Origin of the sequence: Pseudomonas aestuarii (assembly GCF_027988105.1) — a bacterium.
Taxonomy (GTDB): domain Bacteria; phylum Pseudomonadota; class Gammaproteobacteria; order Pseudomonadales; family Pseudomonadaceae; genus Aquipseudomonas; species Aquipseudomonas aestuarii.
This window is the reverse complement of the sequence record NZ_JAQJZJ010000004.1, coordinates 404,311-417,096: the sequence shown is the minus strand read 5'-3', so window position 1 is coordinate 417,096 and position 12,786 is coordinate 404,311. Positions and strand designations below refer to the sequence as shown.

Annotated in this window: 12 protein-coding genes; 9 read left to right on the top strand and 3 right to left on the bottom strand. The window is 64.3% G+C overall.

What is annotated here, in order from left to right:
* Window positions 1-28: 28 nt before the first annotated feature.
* Together PH586_RS11410 and rph are read right to left on the bottom strand one after the other, a co-directional pair.
* Window positions 29-397, bottom strand: coding sequence for a DUF4870 domain-containing protein (locus tag PH586_RS11410; RefSeq protein ID WP_238040719.1), 369 nt, complete (start codon window positions 395-397; stop codon window positions 29-31).
* A gap of 31 nt (window positions 398-428) precedes the next feature.
* Entirely contained in the window at window positions 429-1,151 is a 723-nt protein-coding gene (gene rph / locus PH586_RS11405; protein WP_271347881.1) for a ribonuclease PH, read from the bottom strand.
* Between the two features lie 257 nt (window positions 1,152-1,408).
* On the opposite strand from rph, the gene PH586_RS11400 reads away from it, so the two are divergent.
* The 6 genes from PH586_RS11400 (at window position 1,409) to PH586_RS11375 (ending at window position 7,033) form a co-directional block, all read left to right on the top strand.
* The gene (locus PH586_RS11400) at window positions 1,409-2,272 is read left to right on the top strand and encodes a YicC/YloC family endoribonuclease (RefSeq protein WP_271347880.1); all 864 of its coding nucleotides are present in this window, start codon (window positions 1,409-1,411) and stop codon (window positions 2,270-2,272) included.
* A gap of 212 nt (window positions 2,273-2,484) precedes the next feature.
* Window positions 2,485-3,105 (top strand): guanylate kinase, encoded by a 621-nt coding sequence (gene gmk, locus PH586_RS11395; RefSeq protein WP_271347879.1) that lies wholly within the window; start codon window positions 2,485-2,487, stop codon window positions 3,103-3,105.
* A gap of 192 nt (window positions 3,106-3,297) precedes the next feature.
* Window positions 3,298-3,561, top strand: a complete 264-nt coding sequence (gene rpoZ, locus PH586_RS11390) for a DNA-directed RNA polymerase subunit omega (protein ID WP_271347878.1) — start codon at window positions 3,298-3,300, stop codon at window positions 3,559-3,561.
* A 60-nt stretch (window positions 3,562-3,621) separates the two neighbouring features.
* Window positions 3,622-5,730 (top strand): bifunctional GTP diphosphokinase/guanosine-3',5'-bis pyrophosphate 3'-pyrophosphohydrolase, encoded by a 2,109-nt coding sequence (gene spoT, locus PH586_RS11385; RefSeq protein WP_271347877.1) that lies wholly within the window; start codon window positions 3,622-3,624, stop codon window positions 5,728-5,730.
* A 127-nt stretch (window positions 5,731-5,857) separates the two neighbouring features.
* Window positions 5,858-6,238 (top strand): RidA family protein, encoded by a 381-nt coding sequence (locus PH586_RS11380; protein ID WP_271347876.1) that lies wholly within the window; start codon window positions 5,858-5,860, stop codon window positions 6,236-6,238.
* Window positions 6,239-6,292: 54 nt separating this feature from the next.
* Window positions 6,293-7,033 carry a hypothetical protein gene (locus tag PH586_RS11375; protein ID WP_271347875.1) on the top strand — a complete coding sequence of 247 codons (741 nt, stop codon included), beginning with the start codon at window positions 6,293-6,295 and terminating at the stop codon, window positions 7,031-7,033.
* Window positions 7,034-7,214: 181 nt separating this feature from the next.
* On the opposite strand, the gene PH586_RS11370 is transcribed toward PH586_RS11375, so the two are convergent.
* The gene (locus PH586_RS11370) at window positions 7,215-8,072 is read right to left on the bottom strand and encodes an SDR family oxidoreductase (RefSeq protein WP_271347874.1); all 858 of its coding nucleotides are present in this window, start codon (window positions 8,070-8,072) and stop codon (window positions 7,215-7,217) included.
* A gap of 95 nt (window positions 8,073-8,167) precedes the next feature.
* Between PH586_RS11370 and PH586_RS11365 the strand changes: the two genes are divergently transcribed.
* The 3 genes from PH586_RS11365 (at window position 8,168) to PH586_RS11355 (ending at window position 12,683) form a co-directional block, all read left to right on the top strand.
* A complete protein-coding gene (locus PH586_RS11365) occupies window positions 8,168-9,094 on the top strand; it encodes a hydrogen peroxide-inducible genes activator (protein ID WP_271347873.1) in 927 nt (308 codons plus the stop codon).
* A 10-nt stretch (window positions 9,095-9,104) separates the two neighbouring features.
* Entirely contained in the window at window positions 9,105-11,180 is a 2,076-nt protein-coding gene (gene recG / locus PH586_RS11360) for an ATP-dependent DNA helicase RecG (protein WP_271347872.1), read from the top strand.
* A 96-nt stretch (window positions 11,181-11,276) separates the two neighbouring features.
* Window positions 11,277-12,683 (top strand): aminoacyl-tRNA deacylase and HDOD domain-containing protein, encoded by a 1,407-nt coding sequence (locus PH586_RS11355; RefSeq protein ID WP_271347871.1) that lies wholly within the window; start codon window positions 11,277-11,279, stop codon window positions 12,681-12,683.
* Window positions 12,684-12,786 lie beyond the last annotated feature (103 nt).

Here is a 12,786-nt window from a genome sequence, read left to right as displayed (position 1 = left end):
AATGCCCCCATCCCGGATTGCCGATGGCTTATTTCACCACGCGCCAGCAAATCGGGTAGCGATAGGCCTCACCGGCATTGGCCTTGATCCCGGCAATAATCGTCAGCACCAGCGCGCTGACGCTGACCAGCAGCATCAGCGGGAAACCGATCACCACCCAGGCCAAGATGCCGCAAACGATCATGGCCAGACTGAAGGTGATCTGAAAGTTCAGCGCCTCCTTGCCCTGCTCGTTGACGAAGGGGTCGAGGTCCTTCTTCAACTGCCAGACGATCAAGGGTCCGATTACATTGCCGATCATCGGCACCAGAAACCAGAAGAACGCCGCATAGTGGCAGAACATCGCCCACTGCCGGGCCTCTGGAGTCGGGGTCGGCACAAGATCCTGCGGTTCCATGGTCACCCTCCTTAGCTGAGCGTCAAACGGGTCAGTCGGCCAATGCCGCCTGCTGCAACTCGAACAGTTCGGTCACGCCTTTATGCGCCAGCGCCAACATGGCGTTCAGCTCTGCCGGCTGGAACGGTGCGCCTTCGGCGGTGCCCTGCACCTCGATAAAGCCGCCACTGCTGGTCATCACCACGTTCAGGTCGGTTTCTGCGGCAGAGTCTTCCAGGTAGTCCAGATCGAGTACCGGCTCGCCCTGGTACATGCCGACCGACACCGCTGCGATCATCTGCTTGAGCGGATCGCCGCCTTTCAGGCCGCCGCGCTTCTTGATCACCTTCAAGGCATCGATCAGCGCCACCATGGCACCGGTGATCGAGGCCGTGCGGGTACCGCCATCGGCCTGGATCACGTCGCAGTCGACATACAGGGTGTTTTCACCCAGCTTGCTCATGTCCAGCGCGGCGCGTAGCGAGCGGCCGATCAAGCGCTGGATTTCCAGGGTGCGTCCGCCCTGCTTGCCACGACTGGCCTCACGCTGATTACGCTCACCGGTGGCCCGCGGCAGCATGCCGTACTCGGCGGTCAACCAGCCCTGGCCCTGGCCCTTGAGGAAGCGCGGCACGCCCGACTCGACGCTGACCGTGCAAATCACCTTGGTGTCGCCAAACTCCACCAGTACCGAGCCCTCGGCATGCTTGGTGTAGTTGCGGGTGATACGGATCGAGCGCAACTGATCGGCGCTGCGGCCACTGGGACGTTTCATCAAGGAATACCTGCTCTGAATAGAAATCTGCGGGCCATTATAGGGCGCGTGCGCCAGCAACGACATGCCGAATTGGGAGCGACCGACGCACTGCGCTACAATCTCGCGCCTTTAACCATGCAAGTCGCGTAGCGACACCCTCCTTGTACCGCGCGCCGCGCCGGATGAGGACGGCGAGCGCCGCGCGTCGCCTTTCATGATTCCACGTGCCCTGCATGGCAGGCTCGTCAGTACCGACTTTCCGCGAGGTTCGCCCCATGATCCATAGCATGACCGCCTTCGCCCGCGCCGAGCAGACCGGGACCAATGGCACCCTGACCTGGGAGCTGCGCTCGGTCAACCACCGCTACCTGGAGCCACACCTGCGCCTGCCGGATGCCTTGCGCGACCTCGAAGGCGCAGTGCGCGAGGCGCTGCGCAATGGCCTGTCGCGCGGCAAAGTCGAATGCACCCTGCGCTTCGCCGAAGACAGCGCCGGCAAGCCGCTGCAAGTGGACCGCGAGCGCGCCGCCCAACTGGTCGCCGCCGCAGAAAGCGTCGCCAGCCTGATCAAGCATCCGGCGCCACTCAACCCACTGGAAGTCTTGAGCTGGCCCGGGGTGCTGGTCGCCGATGCCGCGGACCCGCAAGCGCTCAACAAAGCCGCCCTGAGCCTGTTCAAGCAGGCGCTGGACGAACTCAAGCAAAGCCGCTCGCGCGAAGGCCACGAACTGGCCAAGCTGCTTAACGAACGGTTGGACAGCATTGACGGCGAAGTTGCAGCCCTGCGTGAACTGGTGCCGCAGATGCTCGCCATGCAACGGCAGAAAATTCTCGACCGCAGTGCCGAGCTACAGGCCGAGCTCGACCCGCAGCGCCTGGAGCAGGAACTGGTGATCCTCGCGCAGAAAAGCGATGTCGCCGAAGAGCTGGATCGCTTGAGCACCCACGTCAGCGAAGTGCGTCGCGTGCTCAAGACTGGCGGCGCCGCGGGCCGGCGCCTGGACTTCCTGATGCAGGAACTCAACCGCGAAGCCAATACCCTCGGCTCCAAGGCCTTCGACACCCGCAGCACCCAGGCGGCCGTCAACCTCAAGGTGCTGATCGAGCAGATGCGCGAACAGGTGCAGAACATCGAGTAGGCAGTTCCGCGCTGAAACGAAGCAACGCGGAGTAACAGCCAAAGGCTAGCCCGCAAGGGGAGCCAAGCGAATAAATCAGGCTCGAAATGCTCTTTTACAGCTGTAAACTCTGCGTGGCGCCTTGTGACCCACATGGATGAGGCGACCCCCGCCGCCGTTCGCTAAGCGTTCAAGCCCTGAAACAACAGAAAAGACAGTCCCAGGAAGCTCTTATGGCCATCACCACCGGCACCCTCTACATCATTTCCGCCCCGTCCGGCGCCGGCAAGACCAGCCTGGTCAAGGCGCTGATCGACAGCGAACCACAGATCCGCGTATCGGTCTCGCACACCACGCGAACCATGCGCCCAGGCGAGGTAGAAGGGGTGAATTACCACTTCACCAGCCGCGAGCAGTTTCACGCGATGATCGACAACAGCGAACTGCTTGAGCACGCGGAGGTATTCGGCAACCTCTACGGCACGTCACAAGCCTGGGTCGAGCAAACGCTCATCGATGGCTTCGACCTGATCCTGGAAATCGACTGGCAGGGCGCCCAGCAAGTGCGCCACCTGATGCCCCAATCCAAGTCCATCTTCATCCTGCCGCCAACCCAGGAGGCGCTGCGTCACCGCCTGACCAATCGCGGCCAGGACAGCGGCGAGATCATCGAGCAGCGCATGCGCGAAGCGGTCAGCGAAATGAGCCATTACGTCGAATACGACTACCTGCTGATCAACGACGATTTCGCCCACGCCCTCAGCGACCTGAAGGCCATCTTCCGCGCCAACCAGCTGCGGCAAAGCCCGCAGCAGCAACGCCACTGCGGCCTGCTCAGCGAGCTACTGGCCTAAGGGCTGCCGCTCGCTGTAAGCTCTGAGCGAGCCGCAGCGCAGCCTCGAATATGTCATGTCGTGTGCCGCTTATGACTTAAGCTTATAGCCGCTGAAAACAAAGCTTCCATTAATGCTGGTTGTTTTTTAAACTACTCAGTCCGCTCGCCCATCTGGGCTCAGCCTTATTTTGCATATGCTACGAGGAAGACCATGGCTCGCGTTACCGTCGAAGATTGCCTGGATCACGTTGAGAACCGTTTTGAACTGGTCATGCTCGCCACCAAGCGTTCGCGCCAGCTCGCCACCGGCGGCAAAGAGCCGAAACTCGCCTGGGAAAATGACAAGCCGACCGTGGTCGCCCTGCGTGAAATCGCCGCCGGCCTGATGAACTATGACGTCATTGCCCAGGACGAAATCATCGAAGAAGAGCCGCTGTTCGCTGCCTTCGAGGATGAGGCCAGCGAGCCTCTGTAAGCCTATGCCTGGACGAAGTCGTGGGGCGCAGGGTCATAACAATCGGAATGGAGAACATCCATGCCGAGCATAGACGCCTTCGCCGATCGACTGTCGAGCTACCTGGATAACGACCAGGTAAATCTGGTTCGGCGCGCCTATTACTACGCCGAACAAGCCCACGACGGCCAACGCCGTCGCAGCGGCGAAGCCTACGTCACCCATCCGCTGGCGGTCGCGAACATCCTTGCCGACATGCACATGGACCATCAGAGCCTGATGGCGGCCATGCTGCATGACGTGATCGAAGACACCGGTATCGCCAAGGAAGCGCTGAACACCCAGTTCGGCGAGACCGTGGCCGAACTGGTCGACGGGGTCAGCAAGCTGACTCAGATGAACTTCGAGACCAAGGCCGAGGCGCAGGCCGAGAATTTCCAGAAGATGGCCATGGCCATGGCCCGCGATATCCGGGTGATCCTGGTCAAACTGGCCGACCGCCTGCACAACATGCGCACCCTGGAAGTGCTCTCTGGCGAGAAACGCCGGCGCATTGCCAAGGAAACCCTGGAAATCTACGCCCCCATCGCCAACCGCCTGGGCATGCACAGCATGCGCGTGGAGTTCGAGGACCTGGGGTTCAAGGCCATGCACCCGATGCGCTCCGAGCGTATCCGCGCGGCGGTGCGCCGCGCCCGTGGCAACCGCAAGGAAATCGTCAACAAGATCGAAGAGTCGCTGACCCACTGCCTGGCCCGCGAAGGCCTGGAAGGTGAGGTGCTCGGCCGCGAAAAGCACCTCTACGGCATTTATCAGAAGATGCGCGGCAAACGTCGGGCGTTCAACGAAATCATGGACGTCTACGGCTTCCGTATCGTGGTCGACAAGGTCGACACCTGCTACCGCGTACTCGGCGCCGTGCACAACCTGTACAAACCGCTGCCCGGGCGTTTCAAGGACTACATCGCGATCCCCAAGGCCAACGGCTACCAGTCGCTGCACACCACGCTGTTCGGCATGCACGGCGTGCCCATCGAGATCCAGATCCGCACCCGCGAGATGGAGGAGATGGCCAACAACGGTATAGCCGCCCACTGGCTGTACAAGGCCAACGAAGAAGATCAGCCGAAAGGCACCCACGCCCGGGCCCGCCAGTGGGTCAAGGGCGTGCTGGAGATGCAACAGCGTGCCGGCAACTCGCTGGAATTCATCGAAAGCGTGAAGATCGACCTGTTCCCGGACGAGGTCTACGTGTTCACGCCCAAGGGCCGGATCATGGAGCTGCCCAAGGGCTCGACCGCGGTCGATTTCGCCTACGCGGTGCACACCGACGTCGGCAACACCTGTATCGCCTGCCGTATCAATCGGCGCCTGGCGCCCTTGTCCCAGGCCCTGGAAAGCGGCTCGACCGTGGAAATCGTCAGCGCCCCGGGCGCACGTCCGAATCCTGCCTGGCTCAATTTCGTGGTCACCGGCAAGGCGCGCACGCATATTCGTCATGCCCTCAAGCTGCAACGCCGCTCCGAGTCGATCAGCCTTGGCGAACGCCTGCTCAACAAGGTACTGGCCGGCTTCAATAGCCATCTGGACAAACTGGTTCCCGAACGCGTGCAGGCGGTGCTCGGTGAATACCGCCAGGAAGTGATCGAGGACCTGCTGGAAGACATCGGCCTGGGCAACCGCATGGCCTATGTGGTGGCGCGCCGCCTGCTGGCCAGCGACAGCGAGCAACTGTCGAGCACCGAAGGGCCGCTGGCGATTCGCGGCACCGAAGGCCTGGTACTGAGCTATGCAAAATGCTGCACACCGATTCCCGGCGACCCGATCGTCGGCCACCTTTCCGCGGGCAAGGGCATGGTGGTGCACATGGACAGCTGCAGGAACATCAGCGAAGTCCGCCACAACCCGGAGAAGTGCATCCAGCTGTCCTGGGCCAAGGACGTGGTCGGCGAATTCAATGTCGAACTGCGCATCGAACTCGAGCACCAGCGCGGCCTGATCGCCCTGTTGGCTGGCAGCGTCAATGCCGCCGACGGCAATATCGAGAAGATCAGCATGGACGAACGCGACGGCCGCATCAGTGTCGTGCAACTGGTGGTCAGCGTGCATGACCGCGTGCACCTGGCCCGGGTGATCCGCAAGCTGCGCGCGCTCAAGGGCGTGATGCGTATCACCCGCGCGCGCACCTGAAGCCATGCTCACAAAGCCACACATGCAGACTGGATCTCGATCCGGCGCATTCATACAACTCCCTGGTGGGCTAATGCGGACCGCCGCCCGGCCCACCCATGCAACCACGACCAATCAGGAAACCCACATGAGCAAGAGCGTTATTACCAGCGACAAAGCCCCGGCAGCCATTGGCACCTATTCCCAGGCGATCAAGGCCGGCACCACCGTCTACCTGTCCGGGCAGATCCCATTGGACCCGCAGACCATGGAGCTGGTCGAAGGCTTCGAAGCACAGACCGTGCAGGTCTTCGAAAACCTCAAGGCCGTCATTGAAGCCGCTGGCGGCTCGTTCAAGGACGTGGTCAAGCTGAACATCTTCCTCACCGACCTGGCGCATTTCGCCACCGTCAACGAAGTCATGGGCCGTTACTTCCAGCAGCCCTACCCGGCCCGCGCCGCTATCGGGGTCGCCGCGCTGCCCAAGGGCGCCCAAGTGGAAATGGACGCCATCCTGGTACTCGAATAAGTCCTCCGGCGGGGCACCGCGCCCCGCCAACCCTTCTCGTCCAAGGAATGGCTCATGCGCCCCCTGCTCGCGGTCTTACTCAGCGCCTCGCTGCTCAGCGGCTGCGCTGACCAGCCAGTCGACCCCAGCGGCACCTGGATCAACCAGGCGGCGATCGATGCGGCTATCGAAGGCGGCAAGCTGCGTGAAGCACTGCTCGCCTATGGCCCCAACCTGGAGTGGCGGATTCAGCCGCAGCGCCAACTCGCCACCTACAGCAACGGCTTCGAGCACGGCGAAGGCCAATTGCGCGATGAAGACGCCAATCGTTGGCGGGTTGATTTCTACGCCGACTATCACGAGTCACTCAGCCTCAGCGACGGCGAACTGCTGCAGGCCGCCAGCGAGACCTGGCCGGAGCAACGCTTTAGCCCTCCGACAACCTCCGCCGCCGTGGATATGCCGTTGGGCAGAAGCTTCGAGCAAGCCCTCTACCGCGCCTACCTGGGCGGCCACTGGACGATCAGGCAAGGCCTGGGCACGGGTGCTCTGGTGCTGTTCCAGCCTGACGGTCGGGTTGAAGGCCTGCCCGGCGCCGAGCGCTACGCGCTGTGCCTGGCCGGCGACTGCGCCGCGATGAACGGCGAATTCGACAGCATCTGGCTACAACTCGGCGAACAGGGCCAAGCCTGGCTGTTCGAGCGCGACGACCGGCAGCTGAGCATCTTCGAGGCCATCAATCGCGCGCAGAGCGATGAAATGCCTGATTACCACAAGGGCGAACTGCGCTGGCGGCTTGAGCGCATGACCCGATAGCCTGGATGCCCGGAGGGCAAGGCCCGTGGCATCGGCTGGACGACCCTTCTTATCCAGCCCCAATTGCGCTGATGGAAGCACAAGGCATCAGATCCCGGGCGCCGGATGCAATGCGGGCATGGGTAGGCCGGCGATAGACCTCCCGTTTTGCAGCAGGGCCTGCCCTATGCATAACGCTGGGCTAGGATTGCTGCAACAGCGCCGCATAGCCCTCCCGATAGCTCGGGTACTCTGGCGCCCAGCCCAGTGCGCGGGCGCGGGCGTTGCTGCAGCGCTTGCTGCCAGCGCGACGCACGCTGGACTGTTCGGCCCAGTGGCTGACGCCCAGCTGGCCGCGCAGCCAGGCCACCACCTCATGCAGCGGCGCCGGCTCGTCGTCGACGCCGAGATAGCAGTCATCCAGCGCCACCCCGCGGGCATCGGCTTGCAGCAGGAAGGCCAGCAAGCCGGCGGCATCGTCGACGTGAATGCGATTGCCGTAGAGCGGCGGCTCGCTCGCCACCTTGTAGCCCTGGCGCACCTGACCGAGCAGCCACTTCCGGCCCGGCCCGTAGATGCCGGTCAGGCGCACCACGCTGGCGGCAATGCCGCTGGTCAGCGCCAGCTGCTCGGCTTCCAGCATCACCCGTCCGGAAAAGCCCGTGGCCTCGGCCGGCGAGGTCTCGTCGACCCATTCGCCGCCTTGCTGGCCATAGACCCCGCTGCTGGAGACGAACAGCAGGCGTCTGGGCCTTTGCCCATGCTCGGCTAACCAGCCGAGCACTCGACGCAGGCCGTCAACGTAGGCGGCGCGGTAGCCGGCCTCGTCACGCTCGGTCGCCGCCGCGCAGTACACCAGGTAATCCAGACCCTCCGCAGGCCAGCCAGGCGGACAAGCATCGGCCTGCAGGTCCCCGGCAACCGGCAGGATTTGCCCGGGCAGCTTCTCGACTGCACGCCGCAGTCCATGCACCCTCCAGCCCGCCGCGGCCAGCCGCAGGCCCAGACGGGTACCGACATCGCCGCAACCGGCAATCAACAGACTCGCGCACGTCGACATGAAACTCTCCATCAATTCACTGGCAGACAGTCTAGCCCGGTTGGTTGATTGCAATGCAAAGGCTATGCTTGGCAGCACATCAATGGATAAACACTATGACCCTCACCGAGCTGCGCTACATCGTCACCCTGGCCCAGGAACAACACTTCGGCCGGGCCGCCGAGCGCTGCCATGTCAGCCAGCCAACCCTGTCGGTGGGGGTGAAGAAGCTCGAGGACGAACTCGGCGTGTTGATCTTCGAGCGCAGCAAGAGTGCGGTGCGCCTGACCCCGGTCGGCGAAGGCATCGTCACCCAGGCGCAGAAGGTACTGGAGCAGGCCCAGGGCATTCGCGAACTGGCCCAGGCCGGCAAGAACCAGCTGACCGCGCCACTGAAGATCGGCGCCATCTATACCGTCGGTCCCTACCTGTTCCCCCACCTGATCCCGCAGTTGCACCGGGTCGCGGCGCAGATGCCACTGTATATCGAGGAAAACTTCACCCACGTGCTGCGTGACAAGCTGCGCACCGGCGAGCTGGACGCGATCATCATCGCCCTGCCGTTTCAGGAAGCCGACGTACTGACTCTGCCGCTCTACGACGAGCCGTTCTATGCGCTGCTGCCAGCCGGCCACCCCTGGGCGGCGATGAAGACCATCGACAGCAAGCTGCTCAACGACAAGAGCCTGTTGCTGCTCGGCGAAGGCCACTGCTTCCGTGACCAGGTACTGGAGGCCTGCCCCAGCCTGCGCAAGGGCGGCGAAGAACACGCCAAGCACACCACGGTGGAGTCCAGCTCGCTGGAAACCATCCGCCACATGGTCGCCTCCGGCCTGGGTGTCTCCATCCTGCCGCTCTCGGCGGTAGACAGTCACCACTATGCCCCCGGGATCATCGAAGTGCGCCCGCTCAGCGCCCCGACGCCGTTCCGTACCGTGGCCATCGCCTGGCGCGCCAGCTTCCCGCGGCCCAAAGCCATCGAAATCCTGGCCGACTCGGTTCGCCTGTGCTCGGTGGCCCGCCCGCAAGCACAAACGGCCTAAGGCGCGTCCCATGACCGAGCTCGCGGCGGTTTCCGTCACCGCACTGAAAGGCGTCGGCGCCGCCTTGGCCGAGAAGCTCGCCAAGGTCGGCCTGGAAACCCTGCAGGATGTGCTGTTCCATCTGCCGCTGCGTTACCAGGATCGCACCCGCATCGTGCCGATCGGCGAACTGCGTCCCGGCCAGGACGCCGTGGTCGAGGGTACGGTCGTCGGCGCCGATGTGCTCATGGGCCGCCGCCGCAGCCTGCTGGTGCGCCTGCAGGACGGCAGCGGTACCCTGAGCTTGCGCTTCTACCACTTCAGCCAGGCGCAAAAAGAAGGCCTCAAGCGCGGCACCCAGGTGCGCTGCTACGGCGAAGTACGCCCCGGCTCCTCCGGCCTGGAGATCTACCACCCGGAATACCGCGCGCTCTCGGCCGGCGAACCGATTGCCGTGGAGCAGACCCTGACGCCGATCTACCCGAGCACCGAAGGCCTGACCCAGCAGCGCCTGCGCAGCCTGAGCGAACAGGCCCTCGCCCGCCTCGGCCCGCACAGCCTGCCGGACTGGCTGCCGCGCGAACTGGCCCGCGACTACCAGCTCAGTCCGCTGGACCAGGCGATTCGCTACCTGCACCGCCCACCACCGGACGCCGACCAGGCAGAACTCGCCGAAGGCCGCCACTGGGCGCAGCACCGCCTGGCCTTCGAGGAGCTGCTGACCCATCAGCTGTCCCTGCAGCGCCTGCGCGAAAGCGTGCGCGCCCAGCAGGCGCTGGCCCTGCCGCTGGCCAAGCGTCTGCCGCAGCAGTACCTCGCCAACCTGGGCTTTGCCCCCACCGGTGCGCAACAACGGGTCGGCGCCGAGATCGCCTACGACCTCAGCCAGGACGCGCCGATGCTGCGCCTGATCCAGGGCGACGTGGGGGCCGGCAAGACCGTGGTCGCCGCCTTTGCCGCGCTGCAGGCACTCGAGGCGGGCTATCAGGTGGCCCTGATGGCGCCCACCGAGATCCTTGCCGAACAGCACTTCCTCAATTTCAGCAAATGGCTGGCGCCGCTCGGCATCGAAGTCGCCTGGCTGGCCGGCAAGCTCAAGGGCAAGGCCCGTGCTGCGGCGCTGGAGCAGATCGCCGGTCGCGCGGCCATGGTGGTCGGCACCCATGCGCTGTTTCAGGACGAGGTCAAATTCGCCCGCCTGGCCCTGGTGATCATCGATGAGCAGCACCGCTTCGGCGTACAACAACGCCTGGCCCTGCGCCAGAAGGGCGTCGGCGGGCGCCTGTGCCCGCACCAGCTGATCATGACCGCCACGCCCATCCCGCGCACCCTGGCGATGAGCGCCTATGCCGACCTCGACACCTCGATCCTCGATGAACTGCCGCCCGGACGCACGCCGGTGAACACCCTGGTGATCGCCGACAGCCGCCGCCCGGAGGTGATCGAGCGGGTGCGCTCGGCCTGCAGCGAGGGTCGCCAGGCCTACTGGGTGTGCACCCTGATCGAGGAATCCGAGGAGCTGACCTGCCAGGCCGCCGAGACCACCTTCGAGGATCTGGTTGCCGCACTCGGCGGGCTGCATGTCGGCCTGATCCACGGGCGCATGAAGCCTGCGGAAAAAGCGGCGGTGATGGAGCAGTTCAAACAGGGCCGCCTGCAATTGCTGGTCGCCACCACCGTGATCGAAGTCGGCGTCGACGTACCCAACGCCAGCCTGATGATCATCGAGAACCCCGAGCGCCTGGGCCTGGCACAACTGCACCAGTTGCGCGGGCGCGTCGGCCGCGGCAGCGCCGCCAGCCATTGCGTGCTGCTCTATCACCCGCCGCTGTCGCAATTAGGCCGCGAACGCCTGGGCATCATGCGCGAGACCTGCGATGGCTTCGTCATCGCCGAAAAGGATCTGGAGCTGCGCGGTCCGGGGGAAATGCTCGGTACCCGGCAAACCGGCCTGCTGCAGTTCAAGGTCGCCGACCTGATGCGCGACGCCGATCTGCTACCGGCCGTGCGCGATGCCGCACAAGCCCTGCTGGAACACTGGCCGCAGCATGTCAGCCCACTGCTCGCACGCTGGCTGCGGCATGGCCAGCAATATGGACAAGTGTGAACCAGTTCACAGGGCAGCCGTCGCCTCAGCCCTCGCCCCACAGGCCCGCTGTTTATACTTCGGGCACTTGCGCCCCCCATCGAACCGGATTTCGTTATGAGTGATGTAGCCCTCGCCCCAGATACCGCCGCAACCCCGCCGCCGGTGATCGTGCAATTGCTGGATAAACTCGGCCTGAGCTATCGGGTACACAGCGAGCATTCCGGCTTGCCCGCCTCCCAACGCGTACAGGCGGTGCTGCTCGATGATGCGGTTGGCGCCTTGCTGGTGCTCTATCCGCAGAGTCAACTGCTCGCACTGGATCGCCTGGCCGAACTGACCGGGCGCAAACTCGTCGCGGTGAAGCCCGAGCGCCTTGAACGCATGCTCGCCAAGCATGCCCTGCGCGTACTGCCCGGCCTGCCGCAGTTGACCAGCTCACCCTGCCTGTACGATGAGCGTCTGCTGCAGGTGCCGAGCCTGTTCGTCGAGTCGGGCCAAGCCGGCGTGCTCCTGGAAATATCCAGCGAAGCCTTCAAGAACCTGCTGAGCAAAGCCAGCGCCGCGCGTATCGGCGAGCCGTTGAGCAATATCCACCTCAACCTCGACCGCCCGGACGATGACCGCGCCGAAATCACCCAGGCGGTGCAGGCCTTCACCGCACGGCGCATCCAGCAACGCCTGGAAGAAACCATCGAAATCCCGCCACTGGCGGAAACCGCGCAGAAGATTATCAAGCTGCGGGTCGACCCGAATGCCACGGTGGACGACATCACCGGCGTGGTCGAAACCGACCCGGCGCTGGCCGCCCAAGTGGTCAGCTGGGCGGCATCGCCCTACTACGCCGCGCCCGGCAGGATCCGCTCGGTGGAAGACGCCATCGTTCGCGTGCTGGGCTTCGACCTGGTGATCAACCTGGCCCTCGGCCTGGCCCTGGGCAAAACCCTCAGCCTGCCCAAGGATCATCCGCAACAGGCCACGCCCTATTGGCAACAGGCAATCTACACCGCCGCGGTGATCGAGGGTCTGACCCGCGCCATGCCCCGCGCCCAACGCCCGGAGGCAGGCCTGACCTACCTCGCCGGCTTGCTGCACAACTTCGGCTACCTGGTGCTGGCGCATGTCTTCCCGCCGCACTTCTCGCTGATCTGCCGGCACATGGAAGTCAATCCGCACCTGTCGCACAGCTATATCGAACAGCACCTGCTGGGCATCAGCCGCGAGCAGATCGGCACCTGGCTGATGCGCTACTGGGACATGCCCGAAGAGCTGGCCAGCGCCCTGCGTTTCCAGCACGATCCCGAGTATGCCGGCACCCATGCGGCCTACCCGAACCTGGTGTGCCTGGCGGTCAACCTGCTGCGCAACCGCGGTATCGGTGCCGGCCCGCAGTCTGCCATTCCGCAGAGCCTGTTCGACGCCCTGGGCCTGAGCCGCGAGAAGGCCGAGGAGGCAGTGAGCAAGGTGCTCGCCGCCGAAGTGGCCCTACGCGAACTGGCCAGCCAGTTCCACTCTCCGACTTGAGGCAGCTTGCACCCTCGGCTTTCGAGAGTGTTTGCAGGCTGTGGACGCGCCAACCCCAACCGGCCGCTGCAGTGGCCGGGCGTCAGCCCAGCCGAGTAGAGCC